The following is a 24,246-nucleotide window of genomic DNA, read 5'->3' on the forward strand; positions in this document are numbered from 1 at the left end:
TGGCGTGATGCCCCCGGAAAATCCTTAGTGCCTCGGCTGGCGTCCGCCGAACTGCCAGTTGTGCACCTCGACGTCGGCATACCGCTCGACCGAGAGCACCCCGCGCGCCGCCGCCGCGTCCGCCGCCCTGACCAGCGCCGCCGTGCCCAGCCACTGTTCCCCGTCATCGGCGAGCAGCGGCCCGTACGCGATCAACTGCTCCCGGTCCGCAGGCACGGCGAGGTCCACCGGCTCCCCCGCGCCCAGCCCGAGGACCAGGTAGCGGTTGCCGCCGGTGCGGCCGCCGGGGAAGTCCCACATGGTGCGGCCCAGCGTGTTGCGCCACCGCCGCAGCAGCACGTCCCGGTACGCCCCGGCCTGGTAGCCGGGCTCGTCGAAGGCGAAGGCGCGGGCGGCGGCGGGGTCAGGCAGGACGAGGACGTGCACGCTGCCGGTGGGGATCCCGTCGAGCATGGTGGGGCCGCGGGCGATCATCTCCGCGGCATACCGGTCCATGTACGACAGGTGCTGTTCCAGCAGTTCCTGGCGCAGGGTCAGCGAACCGGGACGATCACGGTGGTAGCAGAAGAATTCCACCGGCACAGTATCGGTCAGGCCGGTGCACGGGCGACGGCGGATTCGCCACCTGGTGACGAATCCGCCGTGTTCAGTGGCCGCGGCGGGTCACCGCGGCGCGGTCACGGGGTGCAGGGGTTGACGAACCGGCCACCGGAGTACATCGCGGCCGGGTAGTTGAGCCAGCTGTGCGCCCGCACGCAGCGCCGTTCCGGCCCGCCACCGACCCGGTACATCTCCACCGTGTAGCCGATGTCCGCGCAGTTGTAGGCGGCCCAGCCCACGATGGGCGGGTTGTAGCTCATCACGTAGCGGTTCACCCCGCACAGCGGCGGGGCCAGCGGCTGGGCCTCCGTGGCCCGCGCCGCTCCCCTGACCGGCTCAGCCGCAACCGCTCCCGGCGTGAACCCGGCCAGACCACCAACGATGAGCGCCGCGCCCACCGCCATCTTCGCCAAACGTCGCAACTTCTTCTCGCCTTCGTCCAGGACTCTTCGTCGGTTCATGTCTAACCGGACGGGCTTGCCCGAACCTTGTACGGATCTTGCACACGCTCATTAGCATCTGGGGCAACGGGCAGGTGGGGGCTCGCGACTGGGGTGGGGGCACGGGTGCCGGTGCGGTTCCGACTGCTGGGCGAGTTCCAGGTGCTCGACGGCGATGCCGTGCTGGAGATCAGGCACCAGCGGCAGCGCTGTGTGCTCGCGGCGCTGCTCGTCGACCTGAACCAGGTCGTCCGGCTGGACACCCTGGCCGACCGGGTGTGGGGCGAGCAGCAGCCGGGGCGTCCCCGCGACACGCTCTACAGCTACGTGTCCCGGCTGCGCAGCGCGCTGGCCGGCGTCGACGGGGTCACCATCACGCAGCGCGCCGGCGGCTACCTGCTGACCGCCGACCCCGGATCCGTGGACCTGCACCGGTTCCAGGACCTGGTGGCGCGCGTCAGTGCCGCGCACGAGGAGCAACGGGCCGCCCTGCTCACCAGGGCGCTGGACCAGTGGACCGGGGTGGCGTTGGCGGACATCGACGGCGCCTGGGCGGCGCAGGTGCGGGAAACACTGACCCGGCAACGGTTCGACGCCCGGCTGGACCTCGCCGAACTGGAACTCCACAGTGGACAGTCCGGCGGACTGGACCTGGAACTCGCCGGGCTCACCGCGGCGCATCCGCTGGACGAGCGGCTCGCGAGCCTGCTCGTGCTGGCCAGGTACCGCAACGGCCGCCAGGATGCGGCCCTGCGCGAGTACGAGCGGATCCGGCTGCTGCTCGCCGCGGAGCTGGGCGCCGATCCCGGCCCGGCGCTGCGGCGGCTGCACCAGCAGATCCGCCACGGCGACACCGCGCCCGCCCCGCCCCGGGCCCGGCCACACCCCGCGCCTCGGCAGCTCCCGGCCGCGCCACAGCACTTCACCGGCCGCACCCAGGAGCTCGCCGTCCTCGACGACGGGAGTCCACAGTCGACAGTCGTGATCTCCGCGATCGGTGGTGCGGGCGGGATCGGCAAGACCAGCCTCGCCCTGCACTGGGCGCACCGCAACGCCCACCGCTTCCCGGACGGGCAGCTGTACGTGGACCTGCGCGGCTTCGACCCCTCGGCCGAACCGATGCCCGCGGCCACGGCCATCCGGCGGTTCCTGGACGCGCTCGGGGTGGCGCCCGCCGTGGTCCCGGCCGAGCCGGACGCCATGGCGACCCTGTACCGCAGCGTGATCGCGGACAAGCGCCTGCTGATCGTGCTGGACAACGCCGCCGACACCGCGCAGGTGCTGCCGCTGCTGCCCGGCGAGCCCACCTGCGCGGTGCTGGTCACCAGCCGTCGCAGGCTCATCGGCCTGACCAGCGCGCACGGCGCGGTCCAGGTCGGCCTGACCGTGCTGGCCGATCACGAGGCACGCGAACTGCTCGGCCGCCGCCTCGGCGAACAACGGCTGGCGGCCGAACCGGAGGCGGTCGCCGGCATCCTGCGGTCCTGCTCGGGACTGCCGCTGGCGCTGGGCATCGTGGCCGCCAGGGCGGTGGCCGCGCCCGCGATGCCGTTGTCGGCGCTGGCGGAGGAGCTGGGCAGCGCGGCGGCCCGGCTGGACGCCTTCGACACCGACGACGCGGGCCACAACCTGCGCGCGGTGTTCTCCTGGTCCTACCGGGCGCTCCCCGCCGAGGCCGGGCAGGTGTTCGCGCTGCTCGGCCTCGCACCGGGCGCCGACCTCAGCCTGACCGCCATCGGCTGCCTCACCGGGTTGCCCGCCGCGCGGCTGCGCGGGCCGCTGCGCGCGCTGGAGAGCAGCTCGCTGGTGGAGCGGACGCTGCCGGACCGCTACCGCATGCACGACCTCCTCCGGCTGTACGCGACCGAGCTCGCCGAGCGGCTCGACGAGGCCACCCGGGAAGCGGCACTGCGGCGGCTGGTCGAGATGTACCTGGTCGTGGCGGGGCGGGCCCGCGAGCTGGTGATGTTCAGCCCGCGGATCCACGAGGTCGTGGACACCGCAGCGGGCGATCCCTCCTGGCCGGTTTTTGGTGGCAGCGCTGAAGCCCTGGACTGGCTGGAGGCGGAGCGGGCCAACCTGCTGGCCCTGGTGGCCAGGCTCGCCGAGCGCGGCCGGCCCAACGAGGTGTGGCGGCTCGCCTGGCTGCTGCACGGCTTCTTCCGGGCCCGCCAGCACAAGGCGGACTGGATCGAGGTGGGACGGCTCGGGGTCGCCGCCGCGGCGCGGATCGGCGACCCGGTGGCGAGTTTCCACGCGGCCAACTGCCTAGGCGGCGCCTACCGCGCGGCCGGGAGGTGGGCGGAGGCCATCGCCCAGTACCGGGACGCGCTCAGTCAGGCGGCCAGCGACCCGGAGCGGACCGCGATGATGGTCAACAACATCGGGATCACCCTGGTGAACAGCGGCGACGCCGAGGCCGCCCTCGGCTGTCTGGAACAGGCGCTCGCCCTGGCCCGCCAGGCGGGGTCGGCCAACGACGAGGCGGTCTACTCGCTCAACCTCGGCGACGGTTACAACGCCGTCGGCAGGTACCCGGAAGGCCTGCGGCACAACGAGACCGCGCGCACCCTGTTCCGCTCGCTGGGCAAGGACCTGCACGGTGCGATCGCCGCGGTGAACATCGCGCAGTCCTGCCTCGGCCTCGGCGAACTGGCCAAGGCCGCGGCCAGCGCCGAAGAAGCGGGGGCGGAGTTCCGTGCGCTCAGCGCCTGGTTCGACCTCGCCAAGAGCCTGCACCTGCTCGGACGCATCCGGAACGCCTTGGGCCACCACGATTCGGCCAGAGGAGCCTGGACGGACGCACTGGAGACGTTCCGGGAGCTGAACGACCCCAGGGCAACCGAGGTCGAGCAGCTGCTGCGCGGCCTGGACTGAGCGCCGAGGTCGTGGACTGGGGCCGGTATCGCGGCGCGGCCCCAGTCCACGAGATCACGGGCGTTCCCACTCGTTGTCCAGCAGGTCGAACAGCTCCTCGTCGGTGGCCGACTCGAAGTCCACCTCCTCCTCGGCCTTGCCCCCGCGCAACCCGGCCAGCAGCAGGTCGAGCTTGCCGCTGAGCAGCTGGCGGGTGTTCTCATCCGCGGTGAGCGCGGCGAGGTCGGCGCCGAGGCGGTCCAGCTGCCGGAGCAGTTCGGCGGCCGGGTCCGCTTCGGCCGGGGCGAGCAGCGGCAGCAGGTAGTCGGCGAGCACCTCCGGGGTTGGGTGGTCGAACAGCAGCGAGACCGGCAGTCGCCTGCCCAGCGCGGTGCCCAGGCGGTTGCGCAGCTCGACCGTGGTGAGCGAGTCGAAGCCGAGCTCCTGGAACCGCCGGTCCCGGCCCACCGCGGCCGGATCGGCGTGACCGAGCACGGTGGCGGCCTGGTCGCGGATCAGGTCCACCACCACCTCGTGCCGCTGGGCGGCCGGCGCCTCGGCCAGGCGGGCCAGGAAGTCCGCCGCGGTGTCCCGGTCCGGGCCCTGGCGGGCCGGATCGCGCACCAGGCCCCGCATCAGCGGCGGGATCTGGCCTGCCGAGCGGATCGAGGCCAGGTCCAGGCGCAGTGGCACCGGCACCGCCTCGGGGCCGCCGGTCAGGCCGTCGAACAGGGCCATGCCTTCCTCAGCGGACAGCGGCAGCACGCCGAGCCTGCGCATCCGCGCCGCCTCCGCCTCGCTGACCATGCCGTCGGCCAGGGACCACGGACCCCAGGCGATGGAGGTCGCGGGCAGGCCCTGGGACCTGCGGTGCTGGGCGAGGGCGTCGACGAAGGCGTTGGCCGCGGCGTAGCTGGCCTGGCCGCCGTTGCCGAAGACCCCGGCGACCGAGGAGAACAGCACGAACGCGGTCAGGTCCAGGTGCTTGGTCAGCTCGTGCAGGTGCCAGGCCGCGGCTGCCTTGGGCCGCAGCACCGGGGTGAGCGAGTCCGCGGTGAACCCGGTGAGCACCCGGTCCTCCAGCACACCCGCGGCGTGCACCACGGCCTGCAACGGGTGTTCGGCGGGAATCGTGGCCAGCGCGGCGGCCACCGACTCGCGGTCGCCGACGTCGCAGGGCCGCAGGTCCACCGCCGCGCCGAGCCCGGCCAGCTCGTTGACCAGCTCGGGCGCGCCGTCCGCCGCCGCGCCGCGCCTGCTCAGCAGCAGCAGACGGCGCACCCCGTGCCTGGCCACCAGGTGCCGGGCCAGGACCTTGCCCAGACCGCCGGTGCCGCCGGTGATCACCACCGTGCGGTCCGGGTCCCACTTGGTCCCGGTGTCCGCCGCGACCGGCAGCCGCAGCAGCCTGGCCGCCAGCGCGCGACTGCCGCGGACGAGCACCTGCGGCTCCTCTTCCAGCAGCGCCAGCGCGGACTCCGGGACCTCGGTTTCGTCCAGGTCGAGCAGCCCGAAGCGGTCCGGGTGCTCGTGCTGGGCGGAGCGGATCAGACCCCAGATCGCCGCCCCCGCAACGTCTTCCGGCTCCGGGCCAACCGCCCGGCGGGTCACCAGCACCAGGCGGGAGCCGAGGAACCGGTCCTCGGCCAGCCACTGCTGAGCCACCGCGAGCACTCCGGCGAGCCGCTCGTGCGTGGCCGCGGCCAGATCGCCGCCAGTTGCCTCGCAGCGCAGCAACACCAGTGGTGGCACGGCTTCCAGCTCCTCGAGCGCCGCGACCTCCACCCATGCCGGGACCACCGCGTTGCTCGTCGCCGGGGACCAGGCCAGCTGGAACAGCGTGTCCTGCGACCGGTCCGCCGCCGCCAGCTGCTCGGTGGACACCGGCCGCACCCGCAGAGTGTCCACAGTGGCCACTGCCCGGCCGTCGGCGTCAACCGCCAGCAGCGCCAGGCCTTCCTCAGTCCGCGTGAGCCGGACCCGCAGCGCCGCAACGCCGGTGCGGTGCAGCGTGACGCCCTCCCAGGTGTGCGGCACCGCGGCCTCGCCGGTGCCCGCCGCGGCCACCATCGCCGCGTGCAGCGCGGAGTCCAGCAGTGCCGGGTGCAGCCCGAACCGCTCCGCCGACTCCGCCACCTCGGCGGGCAGGGCGACCTCGGCGAACAACTCGTCCGCCCGCTGCCACAGCGCCCGCAGGCCACGGAAGGCCGGTCCGTAACCAAATCCGGCGTCGGTGAGGGCTTCGTAGCTGCCGGTCAGGTCGATCCGCTCGGCGTCGGCGGGCGGCCAGGCCTCGGTCAGGGAGACCGGGGTGGAGGGCTGCTCGTCCAGGGTGCCCTCGGCGTTGAGCGTCCAGGGTTCGTCCGCGCCCTGCGGCCGCGAGTGGATGGTGACCTCGCGTTCGCCGGACTGGCCGGCCTCGCCCACCCGGACCTGCACCTGCACCGCGCCCTCGGCGGGCAGCAGCAGCGGCGCGGACAGGGTCAGCTCGACCAGTCGGCCGCAGCCGATCCGGCTGCCCGCCCACCCGGCGAGCTCGGCCAGACCGGTGCCGGGGAACAGCACCCGGCCGAACACCGCGTGATCGGCCAGCCACGGGTGGGTGGCCAGCGAGAGCCTGCTGGAGAACAGCGCGCCCCGCCCGTCGGCGAACTCGGCGACCGCGCCGAGCAGCGGGTGCGCGGAATCGGTCAGCCCGAACGCGCTCACCTCGCCCGCCCGGCCGGTCTGGCTCACCTGCGGCCAGAACCGCTCGTGCTGGAACGGATACGTGGGCAGCTCCACCAGCCGCGCCCCGGCGAACAGCTCCGCCCAGCGCACGCTCCGGCCCCAGCAGTGCAGGGCGGACAGCGCGGTCAGACAGCCCGCCACCTCGTCCGAGTCCTTCGCCGCCGCGGCCACCACCTCGGCCTCGTCCAGCATCTCCACCATCGCCGGCTTCAGCCCGGCGCGCGGCCCCAGCTCCAGGAACACCTGGGCGCCCGCTGCCCGCAGTGCGGCAACGGTGTCGGCGAACCGGACGGTCTCCCGCACGTGCCGGGTCCAGAAGCCGGGATCGCCCAGTTCCGCCGCGCCGACCCGGGTTCCGGTCAGCGCGGAGATCAGCGGCACGGCCGGTTCGCTGACCGTGATGCCCTCGATGGCCGCGGCGAACTCGGCCAGCATCGGCTCCATCAGCGGCGAGTGGAACGCGTGGCTGACCGCGAGCTGCTTGGTGTCCCGTCCCTGCGCGGCAAGGGTTTCCGCGACCGCGAGCACGGCCGCTTCGGCACCGGCGAGCACCAGCGAGCCGGGCGCGTTGACCGCGGCGATGGACACCTCCTCGGTGAGCAGCGGCAACACCTCCTCCTCGCTGGCCCGCACCGCGACCATCACCCCGCCGGTGGGCAGGGCGGCCATCAGCCGGGCCCGCGCGCGCACCACGGTGCAGGCGTCGGCCAGCGACAGCGCGCCGCTGACGTGCGCCGCGGCCAGTTCGCCGATGGAGTGACCGGCCACGAAGTCCGGCCGCACGCCCCAGGACTCGAACAGCCGGAACAGCGCCACCTCGAAGGCGAACAGCGCGGGCTGGGTGTTCCCGGTGCCGTTGAGCGCTTCGGCGTCCGTGCCCCACATCACCGCGCGCAGCTCCGGGTCGAACCCGGCCAGCGCGGCGTCGAATGCCTTTGCGAACACCGGATAGCGGGCGTGCAGCTCCCGGCCCATGCCGAGTCGCTGGGAACCCTGGCCGGAGAGCACGAACGCGGTCCGGCCGCCGGTGGGCGAGCCGAGCACCAGCCCGGGATCGGTCCGGCCCTCGGCGAGCGCGGTCAGCGCCTGGCGGGCGGCGGTGAGGTCGGCCGGGTCGGCAAGCACCGCGGCCCGGTGGCGGAACGCGGACCGGCCGGTGGCCAGGGAGAAGCCGAGGTCGGCCGGATCCGGGTTGGTGCGCAGGTGGGCGAGCAGGCGGGCGGCTTGCGCGCGCAGGGCGGGCTCAGTGCGAGCGGAGAGCACCCACGGGACCACGGTGGTCTCCGAGGCACGCTCGGTCTGCTGCGCCGGGGCCTCCTCCAGCACCACGTGCGCGTTCGTGCCGCTGATCCCGAAGGACGACACCGCTGCGCGCCTGGGCCGATCCACCTCCGGCCACACCGTGTTCTCGGCCAGCAGCTCGATCCGCCCGGCGGTCCAGTCCACCTCGCTCGACGGCTGGTCCAGGTGCACCGTGCGCGGCAGTTCGCCGTGCCGGATCGCCTGCACCATCTTGATCACACCCGCGACACCGGCTGCGGCCTGCGTGTGCCCCAGGTTCGACTTGACCGACCCGAGCAGCAGCGGCGTCTCCCGGTCCTGTCCGTAGGTGGCCAGCAGTGCCTGCGCCTCAATGGGATCGCCCAGGGTGGTGCCGGTGCCGTGGCCCTCCACCGCATCAACGTCCGAAGTGGACAGTCCGGCGCTGGCCAGCGCGGCCCGGATGACCCGTTGCTGGGACGGCCCGTTCGGCGCGGTCAGTCCGTTGGACGCGCCATCGGAGTTGATCGCCGAACCCTTGACCACGGCGAGGATCTGGTGTCCGTTGCGCTGCGCGTCGGACAGCCGCTCCAGCACCAGCATGCCGACACCCTCGGACCAGCCCACCCCGTTCGCACTGTCCGAATAGGACTTGCACCGGCCGTCCGGCGCGAGGCCGTTCTGCCGGGTGAACTCCACGAACGCGCCCGGGGTGGACAGCACGGTCGCGCCACCGGCCAGCACCAGCGAGCACTCCCCCGCCCGCAGCGCCTGTGCCGCCCAGTGCATCGCGACCAGCGAGGAGGAACACGCGGTGTCCACGGTGACCGCGGGGCCTTCCAGGCCAAGGATGTAGGCGACCCGGCCGGAGGCGACGCTGGGCGCGTTGCCGCTGCCGCGGAAACCCTCGAACTCGTCGGCGGTGAGCATGCTGCCGTAGTCGGAGTACATGATCCCGGCGAACACCCCGGTGTCGCTGCCGCGCAGGGTGGCCGGGTCGATCCCGGCTCGTTCCAGGGCTTCCCAGCTGACCTCCAGCAGCAGGCGGTGCTGGGCGTCGGTGGCCAGGGCCTCGCGCGGGCTCATGCCGAAGAACTCAGGGTCGAACCCGGCCACGTCGTCCATGAACCCGCCGCGCCCGGTGGCCGATCCCCCAGCCGCGCCTGCTTCCTGTTCGATGAGCTGGGCCAGGTCCCAGCCGCGGTCGGTGGGGAACTCCGAGGTGGCGTCCCGCCCGGCCTGCAGCAGCCGCCACAGGTCCTCCGGCGAGTTGACGCCACCGGGGAAGCGGCAGCCCATGCCGACGATCGCGATCGGCTCGTCGTTGACCGCGGCCGTGCGCACCCGCACCTCGGGCGCGTCCGCGCCGAGCAGTTCGGCCAGCAGGTGCCGGGTGAGCACGGCGGCTGACGGGTAGTCGAAGACCAGCGTGGCCGGCAGGCGCAGGCCGAGCTCGGCGGTGAGCTGGTTGCGCAGGTCGACCGCGGTGAGCGAGTCGAAACCGAGGTCGGAGAAGGACCGGTCGGCGTCGATCAGGTGCGCGCCGTCGTGGCCGAGCACCGCGGCGACCCTGGTGCGGACCAGCTCCTCCAGATGCTCGTGCCGCTCCACCGGGGTGAGCCGGGTCAGCCGCTCGACCAGTCCGCTGTCCGCGGTGGCCTGGGCGGCGCGGCGGCCGGTGCGGCGCGGGCCGATGAGCTGGTGCAGCACCGGCGGCAGGTCCGGCAGCGCGCGCAGCACCGCCAGGTTCAGCCGCACCGGCAGCAGCACCGGCTCGGGCCTGGCGAGCGCCAGGTCGAACAGGCTCAGCGCGTGCTCCACCGCCATCAGCGGCGTGCCGGTCTGGATCAGCCGCTCCTGCTCAGCGGCGGAGAGCCGGGCGGTCATTCCCGTCTCCGGAGCCCACGCTCCCCAGCCGAGTGCGGTCGCGGGCAGGCCGTTTTCCTTGCGGTGGCGGGCCAAGGCGTCGACGAAGGCGTTGGCCGCGGCGTAGTTGCCCTGGCCTGCCGCGCCCATGGTGCCCGCGAGTGAGGAGAACAGCACGAACCCGGCCAGCTCACGGTTCTTGGTGGCCTCGTGCAGATGCCAGGCGGCGGAAGCCTTGGCAGCCAGTACCTTCGCCAGGCGTTCCGGGGTGAGCGAGCCGATCACGCCGTCATCGAGCACACCGGCGCAGTGCACCACGGCGGTCAGCCCGTCAATGCCGTCCACCAGCGCGGTGACAGCCTCGTGGTCGGACACGTCACAGGCCACAACCGTTGCGGTAGCGCCAATTTCGGCCAGTTCGGCGACGAGGTCATCAGCGCCGGGAGTGTCCGGGCCGCGCCTGCTGGCCAGCACCAGGCGGCTGATGCCGTGTGTGCCAGCGAGTCTGCGGGCGACCAGGCTGCCCAGGCCGTCCACGCCGCCGGTGACGAGAACCGTGCCGTCCCAACGGATCGGCTGCGGTTCGGCCGGGGTGGCGCGGGCGAGCCGGGCGGCGAGGACCTCGGTCCCGCGGATGGCCAGCTGCGGTTCGGTGCTGGACAGGGCCTGCGGGGGCAGGTCGCCGCCTGCCGGGTCCAGGTCGATGAGCCGGAACTGGCCGGGGTTCTCGGCCTGGGCGCTGCGCACCAGGCCCCAGACCGCGGCCGCCGCCGGGTCCGCGCCGGTGGTGGCACCGCGGGTGAGGACGACCAGCGGGTCGCTGGTCGCGATGTGTTGCTGGAGCAGGGAAAGGGCCTCGCTGGTGAGGCGCAGCGCCTCGGCCGGGGCGTCCGGGCCACCCACGAAGGTGACCTGCGCGATGTCCGGCGGCGTGGTCTCCGGCAGCGTGACCGGGGTCCAGTCCAGGGTGAACAGCGAGTCGCCCGTGTCGGCGGCGGTGGTCTCCGCCTCCCTGGTGAGCAGGCCCTCGACCGTCACCACGGGCTGGCCCGCGCCGTCGATCGCCTGGATGCGCACCGCGTCCCCGTTGGGCGTCAACCGGACCCGCAGGCCCTGTGCGCCGGAAGCGTGCAGCCGCACCCGGTCCCAGGAGAACGGCAGCCGCGCGGGGCCGCCCTCGCCAGCCGCGATCAGTCCGTGCAGGGTGGCGTCCAGCAGCGCCGGGTGCAGGCCGTAGCCGCCGACGTTCTCCGCCGGGAGCCTGACCGCGGCGAACAGCTCCTCACCGCGCTGCCACAGCGCGGTCAGGCCCTGGAACGTTGGCCCGTAATCAAATCCGGCCGCGGCGAAGCGGGTGTAGCAGTCGGTCAGGTCGACCGGTTCGCTGCCGGTGGGCGGCCAACTGGTGGCGTCGAAGGACTCGGCCGGGGTCCTCGCGGTCGCCAGCAGGCCGCTGGCGTGCCGGGTCCACGGCTCGTCCTCGCGGTCGGCGGGACGGGAGTGGATGCCGATGGTGCGGCGGCCCGCGTCGTCCGGTGCGCCGAGCACGACCTGGATGTTGACCGCCTCGCCCTCGGTGAGGGTGAGCGGGGCGGCCATGGTCAGTTCGTCGACCAGGTCCAGGCCCGCCTCGTCACCCGCGCGCAGGGCGAGCTCGACGAAGCCCGCGCCGGGGAACAGGATCCGGCCGTTGACCTCGTGGTCGGCCAGCCAGGGGTGGGTGACCACCGAGAGGCGGCCGCTGAGCAGCAGTTCGCCGGAACCGGCCAGCGCGGTGCTCGCCGCGAGCAGCGGGTGCCGGGTGGCAGCGAGGCCGAGATTGGTTGCCTCGCCCCGGCCCACGCCGGGCGCGGGCCAGTAGCGGCGGCGCTGGAACGGATAGGTGGGCAGGTCGACGGTGGAACCGCCGCGCAGCAACGGTTTCCAGTCCACGTCGAAGCCGTTGACGTGCAGCGTGGCCAAGCCGCGCAGCAGCGCCTGTTCCTCGTCCTCGGTGTCGTGGCGCAGCAGTGAGGTGGTAGTGGCCTCCGGCAGCACGTCGGCCGCGGCCGAGGCGAGCTGGCCGTCCGGGCCGACCTCCAGCACGCCGCGCACGCCCAGTTCGCCAAGGGTGGCCACGGCATCGGCGTAGCGCACGCAGCCGCGGACCTGCTGGACCCAGTAGTCGATGGTGCGCAGCTCGTCCCCGTCGGCGAGCCGCCCGGTCAGCGTGGACACCACCGGGATGCGGGGTTCGGCGAAGGAGATGCCGTCGATGGCGGCGGCGAACTCCCGGAGCATCGGCTCCATCAGCGGCGAGTGGAAGGCGTGGCTGACCGCGAGCTTCCTGGTGCGGTGCCCCGTTTCGGTGAGCCGGTCCACCACCTTGGTCACTGCGGCCTCGGTGCCGGAGAGCACCACGCTGCCGGGCCGGTTGACCGCGGCGATGGCCACCTCACCGTCCAGCAGCGCGGCCACCTCGGCCTCGGGGGCGTGTGCCGCGACCATGATCCCGCCGGTCGGCAGCGCGGCCATCAGCCGGGCGCGGGCGTCCACCAGGGCGCAGGCGTCCACCAGCGACAGCACCCCGGCCACGTGCGCGGCCGCGATCTCGCCGATGGAGTGGCCGGTGACGAAGTCCGGCTGGTGTCCCCAGGACGCCAGCAGCCGGAACAGCGCCACCTCAATCGCGAACAGCGCCCGCTGGGCGTTGTCGGTGCTGGTCAGGGCATCGGCGTCGGCGCCCCAGAGGATGTCGCGCAGGTCCTCGCCGAACTCGGCGACCACCGCGTCGAACGCCTCGGCGAAGGCCGGGTAGCGGGCGTGCAACTGCCGGCCCATACCGAGTCGCTGGGAGCCCTGGCCGGAGAACACGAACGCGGTCCGGCCGCCGTCACCAGCCTGGCCTCGGGCCAGTTCCACGCCGTCCAGCAGGACCGCGCGGTGGTCGAACAGCGCCCTGGTGGCGACCAGGGAGTAGCCGATGTCGGTCGGGTTGCCGGTCAGCGCGCGCAACTGGCCGGTGAAGGCGTCCAGTGCGGCCGCGGACTGCGCGGACACCGGCCAGGGCGCGCGGTGCGCCGGGGCGGTGGCGCGTTCGGGCTGGGTCGGCGGCTGTTCCAGGATGACGTGCGCGTTGGTGCCGCTGATCCCGAAGGAGGACACACCGGCCCGGCGCGGCCGGTTCACCTCCGGCCAGGCGGTCTGCTCGGTGAGCAGCGCCACCTCGCCCTCGGTCCAGTCCACCTGGCTGGAGGCGTGGTCCGCGTGCAGGGTGCGCGGCAGCACCCCGTGCGCCATCGCCTGAATCATCTTGATCATGCCCGCGACACCGGCCGCGGCCTGCGTGTGCCCCAGGTTGGACTTGATCGAACCCAGGTACAGCGGGGTGTCCCGGTCCTGGCCGTAGGTGGCCAGCAGCGCCTGTGCCTCAATGGGGTCGCCCAGCGGGGTGCCGGTGCCGTGGCCCTCCACCGCATCAACGTCCGAAGTGGACAGTCCGGCGGAGGCCAGAGCCTGCTGGATGACGCGTTGCTGGGACGGGCCGTTCGGGGCGGTCAGCCCGTTGGACGCGCCGTCGGAGTTGACCGCGGAGCCCTTGAGCACCGCGAGCACCCGGTGCCCGTGCCGTTTGGCGTCGGAGAGCCGTTCCAGCACCAGCATGCCCACGCCCTCGGCCCAGCCGACGCCGTCCGCGCCGTCGCCGTAGGCCTTGCACCGGCCGTCCTCGGACAGCCCGCCCTGCCGGGAGAACTCCAGGAAAGCGCCCGGGGTGGACATCACCGTGACGCCACCGGCCACCGCGACCTCGCACTCCCCGGCCCGCAGCGCCTGCGCGGCCAGGTGCACCGCGACCAGTGAGGAGGAGCAGGCGGTGTCGATGGTGACCGCGGGACCCTCCAGGCCGAGGGCGTAGGCCACCCGGCCGGAGGCGATGCTGGCCGCGCTGCCGTTGCCGCGGAACCCGTCGAACTCCGGGCCCTCCAACAGCATCGCGTAGTCGTTGTACATCACGCCGGTGAACACCCCGGTGCGGCTGCCACGCAGTCCGCTGGGGTCGATCCCGGCTCGTTCCAGCGACTCCCAGGTGACCTCCAGCAGCAGGCGTTGCTGCACGTCGGTGGTCACCGCCTCGCGCGGGCTGATGCCGAAGAACTCGGCGTCGAACTCCGCGGCCTGGGTGAGGAAGCCGCCGTTGCGGGTGTAGCTGGTGCCGGGGTTGTTGCGGTCGGGGTGGTAGAGCCGCGCTACGTCCCAGCCGCGGTCGGGCGGGAACTCGGAGATGGCGTCGGCGCCGTCGAGCACCAGCCGCCACAGCTCCTCCGGCGAGTTGACCCCGCCCGGGTAGCGGCAGCCCATGCCCACCACGACGATCGGGTCACCGGCGACCGCGCGCACCTGGTTCGTGGTGACCGCGCGGTCCTCGCCGACACCCAGCTGTGCCAACAGGTAGTCGGTGATCGCGGCGGCCGAGGGGTGGTCGAAGGCCAGTGTGGCGGGCAGTTTGAGGCCGGACTCCGCGCCGAGCTGGTTGCGCAGCTCCACCGCGGCCAGCGAGTCGAGACCGAGGTCCTGCAACGCGCGGTGCGGTTTGACCGCGGCGCTGCCGGCGTGGCCGAGCACACCGGCGATCCGCCCGCGCACCAGTTCTTCCAGGGTGGCCCGCCGCTCGTCCTTGGCCAGTCCGGCCAGCCGCGCGGCCAGGCCGCCCGCGACCGTGCCCGCGGCCCTGGCCACCCGTCGCCCGGCCCGGACGAGTCCCTGGAACACCAGTGGGATCTCGCCGAGCGCGCGGATCGCGGCCAGGTCGAACAGCACCGGCGCGAGCGCCGGCTCCTCGGTGGCCAGCGCCAGGTCGAACAGCGCCAGACCGTCCACAGTGGACATCAGTGGGGTGCCGTTGCGGGCCAGCCTGGCGCGGTCGGCCGCGGACAGTCGGCTGGCCATGCCCGCTTCGTCCCAGCCACCCCAGGCCAGCGAGTGCCCGGGCAGGCCGAGGTTTCGGCGGTGGGTGGCCAGTGCGTCCAGGAAGGCGTTGGCCGCGGCGTAGTTGGCCTGGCCGGGCGCGCCGAGCAGGCCACCGGCGGAGGAGAACAGCACAAACGCGGCCAGGTCGCGGTCGCGGGTCAGCTCGTGCAGGTGCCAGGCCGCATCCACCTTGGGCCGCAACACGGTGGCCAGCCGCTCCGGGGTGAGGTCCGGGATCAGGGCGTCGTCGAGCACGCCCGCGGAGTGCACGATCCCGGTCAGGTTCTCGATGCCGTCCAGCAGCCTGGCCACCGCGTCCCGGTCGGCCAGGTCGCAGGCCACCACGTCGACCCGCACACCGAGCTCGGCGACCAGTTCGCCGACGCCTTCGGCGGCCGGGCCGCGACGGCTGGCTAGCACCAGGTGCGACACGCCCTGGGCGACCAGGTGCCGGGCGACCACCGCGCCGAGTCCGCTGGTGCCGCCGGTGATCAAGACAGCGCCGTCAGTGGGCCAGGCAAAGGATTCGGTGGGCGGGGTGGCCCGGCGCAGGCGGGCGGCCAGTACCGCGCCGTCGCGGATGACGAGCTGGGATTCGCTGGGGTCGAGCGCGCCCTCGGGCAGCTCGGCCGGGGTCAGCTCGACCAGCGGCCGTCCGGCGCAGGCTTCGCCGTCCAGGTCGAGCAGGCCGAACGCGCCGGGGTGCTCGGCCTGTGCGGAGCGCACCAGGCCCCAGACCGCCGCGGCGGCCAGGTCTTCGCCGGTGGTCGCGCCCCGGCTGAGGAACACCAGTCGTTCCCCGCCCCGCTCGATCCGTTGCTGGAGCCGGGAAAGCACCCTGGCGGTCTCGGCATGCGGGTCCCCGCCACCGATCGGCATCAGCGTCACATCGCCCGGCTCAGCGGTGCTGGTGACCGGCACCCAGTCCAGGCGGTACAGCGAGTCCGTGCGGGCGCGCGGTCCGGCGGCGGCGCGGGCGCGCATGTTCAGCGCGGCCACGGTGAGCACCGGTTCGCCTGCCGGGTCGGCGGCCTCGATGGCGAGTGCGCCGGTCTCGGTCTGGCGGACCCGCACCCGCAGCGCGGTGGCGCCGGTGGCGTGCAGGGCCACGCCTTCCCACTGGAAGGGCAGGGTGTCCGGGCTGCCGTCGGCGGTCGCGCCGACCAGGGTGGTGTGCAGCGAGGCGTCCAGCAGCGCCGGGTGCAGGGTGAACCCGTCGGGCTGTCCCTCGGCCAGGGCGACCTCGGCGAACAGCTCACCGTCGCGCCGCCACAACGCTTGCAGGCGCTGGAAGGCCGGGCCGTAGCCGAAGCCGACGGTGGCGAACTCCTCGTAACTACCCGTCAGGTCAACGGGTTCCGCGCCCTCCGGCGGCCAGACCGCGGCGTCGAAGCCGAGGGTGGCGGCGGCCGGTTCGGTGCTGAGCGTGCCGGAAGCGTGCTGCACCCAGTCGGTGTCCTGGGCGGCGCGGGAGTGGATGGTCAGGCGACGGCGGCCGGACTCCTCCGGCTCGATCAGCACCTGCACGGTCACCGAGCCGGTGGCGGGCAGGATCAGCGGCGCGGCCAGGGTCAGCTCGGCCAGCTGCTCGCAGCCGGTCTCCTCACCCGCGCGCAGGGCCAGCTCGACAAAACCCGCGCCGGCGAAGAGGACTTGCCCGCCGACCGCGTGGTCGGCCAGCCAGGGCTGACCGTCCAGGGACAGGCGGCCGGTGAGCATCAGCGCGCCGGTGTCGGCGATGGTGACCGCGCCGCCGAGCAGCGGGTGGTCGGTGGCGCTGAGGCCGACGGAGGCGGCGTCGCCCTTGCCGCGCAACGGCTGCGGCCAGTACTCGGCGTGGTCGAAGGCGTAGGTGGGCAGGCCGACCCGGTTCGCCTTGGGGTAACAGGGCGTCCAGTCCACGGTCGCGCCGTGCACGTGCGCCAGGCCGAGCGAGCGGTAGAGCCGGTCCAGGCCGCCGTCCTCGCGGCGCAGGGTGGGCACCACCACCGCGTCCGCGCCGGACTCGTCGATGATACCGGTGATCCCCGGCACCAGCACCGGGTGCGGGCTGACCTCGACGAACAGGTTGCGGCCCTGGCTGAGCAGGGTGTGCACGGCCGGGGCGAAGCGCACGGTCTCGCGCATGTTGCGGAACCAGTACTCCGCGTCCAGCGCGGCCGGGTCGACCCACTCCCCCGTCACCGTGGACAGCATCGGAATGTCCAATGTGGACCGGGGCGTGAGGTCGGCCAGCTCGGTGAGCACCCGCTCGCGGACCCGGTCGAACATCGCCGAGTGCGCCGGGAAGTCCCCGGCGACCTCGCGGACCCGGACGCCATCGGCTTCCAGCGCGGCCCGCAGTTCGGCCAGCGCCTCGTACTCGCCCGAGACCACCGTGGCCGTCGGCCCGTTGATCGCGGCGATGCCCAGCCGACCTGCCCACGACTCCAGGCGCGGTTCGACCTCGGCCAGCGGCAGCGCGACCGAGATCATCGTGCCCTGTCCGCACAGCTGTTCGGCGATCGCCTTGCTGCGCACCGCGATGATCCGCGCACCGTCCTCAATGGACAGCGCACCGGCGACGCAGGCCGCGGCCACCTCGCCCTGGGAGTGCCCCAGCACGGCCGAGGGCCGCACACCGTGTGCCCGCCACAGCTCGGCCAGCGAGACGCTGACCGCCCACATGGTCGGCTGCGCCACGTCGATCCGGTCCAGGCCGGGAGCGCCCGGCGCGCCGGTGAGCACGTCGTGCACGGCGAAGTCCAGGTGCGGTTCCAGGGCCACCGCGCAGCGGGCGAACGCCTCGGCGAACACCGGCGAGCGCTCCAGCAGCTCAGCGCCCATACCCGCCCAGTACGCGCCCTGCCCTGGGAAGGCGAAGGCGACCGCGCGCGGCACGTCAGGGGCCTCGGCGACGACCGGGCCGGGTTCGCCGGAAGCCAGCGCGCGCAGGCCCGCCAGCAGTTCCCCGGTGTCCGAGCCGAGCACCACCGCGCGGTGCGGCAGGACGGCCCGGCCGGTGGCCAGGGACAGGCCGACATCGGCCGGGTGCAGTGCGCTCGTGCTGTCGGCGAGCTTGGCGGCCAGTGCGCGCAGGCTGTGCTCGGTCTGACCGGAGAGCACCCAGGGCAGCACGCCCTCGTGCTCGGCGGGCGCGGGGACGGGCGCGGCAGGCGGTTCCTCCAGCACCACGTGCGCGTTGGTGCCGCTGATGCCGAAGGAGGACACGCCGGCACGCCGGGGCTTGTCGCCCTGGGGCCACGGGGTTTCCCGGCTCAGCAGCTCGACGTCACCGGCCTCCCAGTCCACGTGCGAGGACGGCCGGTCCAGGTGCAGGGTCCTGGGCAGCACGCCGTGCCGCATGGCCTGCACCATCTTGATGATCCCGGCGACCCCGGCGGCGGCCTGGGTGTGGCCCAGGTTGGACTTGATCGAGCCCAGCCACAGCGGCTCTTCCCGGTCCTGGCCGTAGGTGGCCAGCACGGCCTCGGCCTCGATCGGGTCGCCGAGCGGGGTGCCGGTGCCGTGCCCCTCCACCACGTCAACGTCCGAAGTGGACAGTCCGGCGGCGGCGAGTGCGGCGCGGATGACGCGTTGCTGGGACGGGCCGTTGGGCGCGCTCATCCCATTGGAGGCGCCGTCGGAGTTGACCGCGGAACCCTTGATCAGGCCGAAGATCTGGTGCCCGTTGCGGCGGGCGTCGGAGAGACGTTCCAGCACCAGCATGCCGACGCCCTCGGACCAGGCCACGCCGTCGGCGCTGTCGGCGTAGGACCGGCAGCGCCCATCCGGGGACAGCCCGCCCTGCCGGGAGAACTCCACAAAAGCGCCCGGTGTGGCCATGATCGCGACCCCACCGGCCAGCGCCAGCTCGCACTCCCCCGCGCGCAGCGCCTGTCCCGCCAGGTGCACCGCGACCAGCGAGGAGGAGCAGGCGGTGTCCACGGTGACGGTCGGCCCCTCCAGGCCGAAGGTGTAGGCCACCCGGCCGGAGGCGATCGCGGCCGAGCCGCCGTTGCCGCGGAAGCCCTCGAACTCGTCCGCGCCGAGCAGGGTGGCGTAGTCGGTGTACATCACCCCGGCGAAGACCGCGGTCGCGCTGCCGCGCAAGGAGGTCGGGTCCAGGCCGGTGTGCTCCAGGGCCTCCCAGGTGGCCTCCAGCAGCAGCCGCTGCTGGGCGTCGGTGGACAGCGCCTCGCGCGGGCTCATCCGGAACAGCGCGGCGTCGAAGGAACCCGCGTCGTGCAGGAAGCCGCCGTGCCGCACGTAGGAAGTGCCCGGCAGGCTGGGGTCGCGGTCGAACAGCGCGGCCATGTCCCAGCCGCGGTTGACCGGGAACTCGCTGATCACGTCCTCACCGTCGCGCACCACCCGCCACAGGTCCTCGGGGCTGCGCACCCCGCCCGGATAGCGGCAGCTCATGCCGACGATGGCAATCGGCTCGTCCGCGCGCACCACGGTCGGCGGCCGCTTCGGCGCAGCGGAGAGGTCGGCCTTGCCGAGCAGTTCGCCGAGCAGGTACTCGGTGAGCCGGTTGGCGTTGGGCTGGTCGAACACCAGGGTCGCGGGCAGCCGCAGCCCGGTCTCGGTGCTGAGCCGGTTGCGCAGCTCGACCGAGGTGAGCGAGTCGAAGCCGAGGTCGGAGAAGCTGCGGGACGGGTCGAGCACCACGTCCTCGCCGTGGCCCAGCACACCGGCGACCGAGGCCAGGGTCAGTTTCAGCAGCGTGGGCAGGCGTTCTGCTTCGGGCAACCCGGCGAGTCGACCCGCCAGTTCGCCCGCACCAGCGCTTTGCCCGGCGGCACGACGGGAGGAGGTGCGGATCAGGGAGCGCAGCAGGTGGGGCGGGCGGCCGAGGGAACGCAGCACGGCCAGGTCGAGGCGGGCCGGCATCAGCACCGGTCGGGTGTCGGCCAGCGAGGCGTCGAACAAGGCGAGGCCCTGCTCGTCGGTGATCGCGGGCATGCCACCGCGGGCGGCCCGTCGTTTGTCCACATCGGACCGTCCGGCGGTGATACCGGTCTCGGAGTCCCATACGCCCCAGGCCATCGAGACGCCGGGCAGGCCGAGGCCCTGGCGGTGCCTGGCGAGGGCGTCCAGGTAGGCGTTGGCCGCGGCGTAGTTGCCCTGCCCCGCTGAGCCGACGGTGCCCGCGGCGGAGGAGAACAGCACGAACGCGGTCAGCTCGCGGTGCCGGGTCAGCTCGTGCAGGTGCCAGGCCGCGGCGGCCTTGACCCGCAGCGCGGTGGCCAGCTTTTCCGGTGTCTGCGCCTCGATCAGGCCGTCGTCGACCACCCCGGCGGCGTGCACCACCGCGGTCAGATCGGGAATCTCGGCCAGCAGCTCGGCCACCGCGGCGCGGTCGGCCACATCACAGGCCAGCACGCGCACTTCGGTGCCGTGCCCGGTCAGCTTCTCGATGATCGCGGCGGCCTCGGGCGCGTCCGGGCCGCGACGGCTGACCAGCACCAGTTTCCGCGCGTGGTGCCGGGTGACCAGGTGCCCGGCGAGCAGGCGACCCAGGCCGCCGGTGCCGCCGGTGATCAGCACGGTGCCCTCGGCGGGCCAGTTCGGCGGCTGCTCGGGGATGCCCACCCGTTCCAGGCGCGCGCCGAAGAGCTGGTTGCCGCGCACGGTCAGCTGGGGTTCGTCGGAGCCGAGGGCCTGGGCGAGCGCGGGGCCGCCGGACTCCTCGTCCAGGTCGATCAGGCTGAACCGGCCGGGGTGCTCGGACTGGGCCGCGCGCACCAGGCCCCAGACCGCGGCCGCGGCCAGGTCCTGACCGGTGACCGCGCCGCTGGTGACGAAGGTCAGCCGGGCGTCCTCACCGGCGTCAAGGCATTGCTGGAGCAGGGCAAGCGCGGTGCTGGTGAGCTGGTGCGCGGAGTCCGGTTCCTCGGTGCCGACCAGGCTGACCACGGCGTCACCGATCGGCTCCTCGGTCACCTCGGCCACGCCGGTGAGCCGGTCCCGCAGGTCGAGCGCGTCCGGGCCGAGCAGGGCGACGGACTCGGCGGGGGCTTCGGCGGTGACCGGGACCCAGTCCAGCTCGAACAGCGAGTTGCGGTCCAGGCCGGGGCCCGGCTGGTCACCGGCGGGGAGTTCGCGCATGAGCAGCGCGTCCACCGAGATCACCGGGTCACCGGCCGGATCGGTGGCGTGGATGCGCATGGTGTTGCCGCCGGAGTGGCTGATCCGCACCCGCAGCGCGCCCGCGCCGACCGCGTGCAGCGTGACGCCCTGCCAGGAGAACGGCATCTGCCCCGGGGCCTCAACCCCGTGGCCCAGCACCGAGGACGCCTGCACCGCGGCGTCCAGCAGCGCGGGGTGCAGCCCGAAAGCGGCGGCCTCCCGCGCGGTGGGCAGCGCCACCTCGGCGAAGACCTCGCCCTGGCCGCGCCAGGCCGCCCGGACGCCGCGGAACTCGGGGCCGTAGTCGAAGCCGCGTTCGGTGAACCACGGGTAGAACACCGCCATGTCCACCGGTTCCGCGCCCTCCGGCGGCCACGGGGTCGCCTCTGCGGTCGAGGTGTGGCCGGTGGTGGCGAGCAGACCGCTGGCGTGCAACGTCCACGGCTCGTCCACCGCCTGCTCCGGGCGGGAGTGAATGGTGATCTCGCGTTGCCCGCCGTTGTCCGGGCCCACCGCGACCTGCACCTGCACCGCGCCCCGCTCCGGCAGCACCAGCGGGGTGATCATGGTGAGTTCCTCGACCCGGTCACAGCCCACACCGTCCCCGGCCCGTCCGGCCAGTTCCAGGAAGGCGGTGCCGGGGAAGATCGCCCGACCGCCGACCACGTGGTCGGCCAGCCATGGCTGCCCGGCGACCGAGACCCTGCCGGTGTAGATCATGCCGCTGTCGTCGGCCATGCTGACCAGCGCGGCCAGCAGTGGATGCCCGACCACCTCCTGGCCGAGCCCCGAGGCGTCGGCCACGCCGTCCTTGCACACCACCCAGTACGAGCGGTGCTGGAACGGGTAGGTCGGCAGGTCCACCACGGACCCACCGGCGCACCAGCGCGCCCAGTCCACCGTGGCCCCGGTGACGTGCAGCCCGGCCAGCCCGGCCAGCGCACTGTCCACTTCGGACCGTTCCCGGCGCAGCACCGGCGTGGCGGCCAGCCCCGGCACGATCTCCGCGACCGCCGCGCACAGCCTGCCGTCCGGCCCCAGCTCGGCGATCCGGCCGACACCCCTGGCCGACAGCCGCTGGATCGCCTCGGCGAACCGCACCGGCTCGCGGACCTGCCGCACCCAGTAGTCCGGCGTGCCGAAGTCGATGACCTCGCCGACCGTGGACACCACCGGGATCCGCTGCGCGCCAACGGTGATCCCGGCGATGGCGACGGCGAACTCGGCCAGCATCGGCTCCATCAGCGGCGAGTGGAAGGCATGGCTGGTGCGCAGCCGTCTGCTCCGCTCGAACCGGTCCGCGATCCGCGCCACGGCGTCCTCGGCACCGGAGATCACGGTGGCCTCGGGTCCGTTGACCGCGGCGATGGAGACGTGTTCGTCCAGCAGTGGCAACAGTTCCGCCTCGGCCACCGGGATCGAGGCCATCGCGCCACCGGCCGGCAGCGCCTGCATCAGCCGCGCCCGCGCGGAGACCACCGCGCACGCGTCGGCCAGCGACAGCACCCCGGAGACGTGCGCGGCGGCGAGCTCGCCGATGGAGTGGCCGGTGACGAAGTCGGGCGTGCAGCCCCAGGACTCCAGCAGCCGGAACAGCGAGACTTCCAGCGCGAACAGCGCGGGCTGGGCCGCGCCGGTCTCGTCGAGGGCGGCGGCGTCCTCGCCCCACATGACCTCGCGGACGTCCTCGCCCAGCTCCGCCACGATCGCGTCGAAGGCTTCGGCGAAGGCGGGGAAGCGCTGGTACAGCTCACGTCCCATGCCGAGGCGCTGCGATCCCTGGCCAGAGAAGACAAAGGCGGTGGAACCGGGGACGACCGAGCCGCGGGCGAACTCGCGGCCGTCGAAGAGCACCGCGCGGTGCTCGAAGAGGGTGCGGGTGGTCAGCAGCGAGTAGGCGACGTCCAGCGGGGTGCCGGACAGGTCGCGGAGCTGGTCGATCCGGGCGTCCAGGGCCTCGGGCGCGCGGGCGGAGACCAGCCAGGGCACCGGCCCGGTGACCCGCTCGACCGGGACCGGTTCGCCTTCCGGCGCAACGGGTTCCGGGGCCTGCTCGATGATCACGTGCGCGTTGGTGCCGCCGATCCCGAAGGAGGAGACCCCGGCCCGGCGCGGCCGCTCGGTCACCGGCCACGGCTGGGCCTCGGTGGCCAGCTGGACCTGCCCGTCGCCCCAGTCCACCTGCGTGGTCGGCGCGTCCACGTGCAGGGTCGCGGGCACCAGGCCGTGCTGGATCGCCAGCGCCATCTTGATCACCCCAGCCACGCCCGCACCGGCCTGGGTGTGCCCGATGTTCGACTTCACCGAGCCGAGCAGCAGCGGCCGGTCCGCGGGACGGCCCTGGCCGTAGACCGCGAGCAGCGCGTCCGCCTCGATCGGATCGCCCAATGTCGTTCCGGTGCCGTGGCCGTCGACCGCGTCCACCATCTCGGGCGTGAGCTGCGCGCTCTCCAGCGCCGCCTGGATCACCCGCTGCTGGGACGGTCCGTTCGGCGCGGTCAGCGAACTGCTCGCGCCGTCGGAGTTGACCGCGGTTCCCCGCACCACGGCGAGGATCCGGTGCCCGAGCCGCTGCGCCTCGGACAGCTTGGCCAGCACCAGCACACCGCCGCCCTCGCCCCAGCCCACGCCGTCGGCGGCGTCGGCGAAGGACTTGCAGCGGCCGTCCCTGGCGAGCCCGCGCTGCCGGGAGAACTCCACGAACAGCCCGGGATCGGGCAGCACGGTGGCGCCGCCGACCAGGGCCAGCTTGCACTCGTCCTTGCGCAGCGCCTGCGCGGCCAGGTGCAGCGCGACCAGGGAGGAGGAGCAGGCGGTGTCCACGGTCAGCGCGGGGCCACGCAGGCCGAGCAGGTAGGACACCCGGCCGGAGATCACGCTGGCCGCGGTGCCGGTGGCCAGCTGGCCCTCGACCTCCTCGGGCGGGGTGCCGCGGATGCCGTAGCCCATGCTGATGCCGCCGACGAACACCCCGGTGTCGCTGCCCCGCAAGGAATGCGGGTCCAGCCGGGCGCTCTCCACCGCCTCCCAGCACAGTTCCAGCACGAGTCGCTGCTGCGGGTCCATGGCCAGCGCCTCGCGCGGGGAGATGCCGAAGAAGTCGGCGTCGAACCCGCTGGCCTGGGCCAGGAACGCGGCCTCCCGGACGTAGCTGGTGCCCTGGTGGTCCGGGTCGTCGTGGAACAGCCCGTCCAGCTCCCAGCCGCGGTCGCCGGGGAACTCGCCCACGGTGTCGCGGCCGTCGGCCAGCACCTGCCACAGGTCATCCGGCGAGTCGATCCCGCCGGCGAACCGGCAGGCCATGCCGACGATCGCGATCGGCTCGCCGTCCTGGGCCTCGACGTCCTTCAGCCGCTGCCGGGTGCGACGCAGATCCGCGGTGACCAGCTTGAGATAGTCCCGGAGCTTGTCCTCGGTACCGGTCATGGTGCCC

General features: G+C 73.7%; 4 protein-coding genes. 1 reads left to right on the forward strand and 3 read right to left on the reverse strand.

Going from position 1 to position 24,246, the window contains the following annotated elements; all coding sequences use genetic code 11:
- Positions 1 to 24 precede the first annotated feature (24 nt).
- A complete protein-coding gene (locus tag N8J89_RS26310) occupies positions 25 to 576 on the reverse strand; it encodes a YciI family protein (protein WP_283659690.1) in 552 nt (183 codons plus the stop codon).
- A 101-nt stretch (positions 577 to 677) separates the two neighbouring features.
- Positions 678 to 1,061: a hypothetical protein gene (locus N8J89_RS26315; RefSeq protein WP_283659691.1), complete on the reverse strand. Its 384-nt coding sequence runs from the start codon at positions 1,059 to 1,061 to the stop codon at positions 678 to 680.
- A 105-nt stretch (positions 1,062 to 1,166) separates the two neighbouring features.
- On the opposite strand from N8J89_RS26315, the gene N8J89_RS26320 reads away from it, so the two are divergent.
- The gene (locus N8J89_RS26320) at positions 1,167 to 3,917 is read left to right on the forward strand and encodes an AfsR/SARP family transcriptional regulator (protein WP_283659692.1); all 2,751 of its coding nucleotides are present in this window, start codon (positions 1,167 to 1,169) and stop codon (positions 3,915 to 3,917) included.
- A 54-nt stretch (positions 3,918 to 3,971) separates the two neighbouring features.
- Here N8J89_RS26320 and N8J89_RS26325 read toward each other — a convergent pair whose 3' ends face one another.
- Positions 3,972 to 24,239, reverse strand: coding sequence for an SDR family NAD(P)-dependent oxidoreductase (locus tag N8J89_RS26325; RefSeq protein WP_283659693.1), 20,268 nt, complete (start codon positions 24,237 to 24,239; stop codon positions 3,972 to 3,974).
- Between the last annotated feature and the right edge of the window lie 7 nt (positions 24,240 to 24,246).

This window comes from Crossiella sp. CA-258035 (assembly GCF_030064675.1).
In the GTDB taxonomy this organism is placed as follows: Bacteria; Actinomycetota; Actinomycetes; order Mycobacteriales; family Pseudonocardiaceae; genus Crossiella.